Origin of the sequence: Robertmurraya kyonggiensis (assembly GCF_005116465.1) — a bacterium.
GTDB lineage: Bacteria > Bacillota > Bacilli > Bacillales > Cytobacillaceae > Robertmurraya > Robertmurraya kyonggiensis.
The window spans coordinates 1-1,051 of the sequence record NZ_SWBM01000086.1 but is presented as its reverse complement, the minus strand read 5'-3'; the positions used below and the strand labels follow the sequence as shown (position 1 = coordinate 1,051).

The following is a 1,051-nucleotide window of genomic DNA, read 5'->3' as shown; positions in this document are numbered from 1 at the left end:
TAAACAATGTCCTGGCCAAATTTGGGAATTTTTGAGCTTGTAGATTTCGAGTTTTGTAATTTTTACCACCCTGCACAGAATCTGTTTTTGCTCTTTGGCACTAACCGGTTCTCACCCTTGCCCCTTTTTCCTTTTGGTTCAGATGGACGCCCTCGCTGACCTGGCTAGCTACCCCAACGACGTGTCTTTCTCTGATTGCTTGGGATGGGAAGGTTTCCCTAGCATCTTGTGGTCGGTTCTACAGGCACTTGGCTACCCTACACCGCCACAGTATGAGAGGACTATTATCCGAGACCGAGGTGTGGTTCGTTCCCGTGTGCGGTTGGTGGTATACCGCCACCCGCCGTGTCCTAGCTCCCCCACCTGGACGGTGGAAGTTCACGGGCACCACATGGAGACGACCTGCGAGCTAGCCGCCTTGAATGGCATTAGCTCTTTTGTTGCTCAGAACCAGGAGTTGGTAGAGCACCAGTTGCTTGGGTTGTTTCCACCGACTCAGCCGGATGATCCCCATTGGATGAGACGCTACCTTAGCTCCCCTTTGAGGATGGCGGAGAACCCCGTCGCTGCAGCCGCATTGATGATGAGATGGATGCGAGCTTACCACCGTTTGCAGGCACTTCTTGGACGGTCGCAGAGCGAGATGCTCAACCTTGCTATGGACATGTCCGCCCGTGCCCGTGACATTGGGGTTGAGAGGACCTCATTGTCCATTGAGGTGAGCACCAGAGACGCCATGATTGCTGATTTGGAGAGGCAATTGAATGACCTCCACATTGCGCACAACAATGTCCAAAATGAGCTAGCCCAAACAAGGGATGAACTTGAGGAGGTACACAGTACCTTGGAGCATGCTAATGCTATGCTAGCCGCCCATGATGCTCAGCACCTTCTTGAGCAAGAGGGAGAGCAAGGAGAAGGAGAGGCCCCCGATTCCGACATGGACACCGAGGATGACATGCCGCCCCTTCCAGCTCCACCTTCACCTATGGGCAGCGAGGCTACCGCTAACAACTTAGATGATTTCTAGAGTGGTAGTGGCAAGTTACTC

General features: G+C 53.3%; 1 protein-coding gene. It reads left to right on the top strand.

Annotation, left to right across the window (positions count from 1 at the left end; all coding sequences use genetic code 11):
• The first annotated feature begins 391 nt into the window (after positions 1–391).
• Positions 392–1,030: a hypothetical protein gene (locus FA727_RS24295; RefSeq protein ID WP_158318988.1), complete on the top strand. Its 639-nt coding sequence runs from the start codon at positions 392–394 to the stop codon at positions 1,028–1,030.
• The last annotated feature ends 21 nt before the right edge of the window (positions 1,031–1,051 follow it).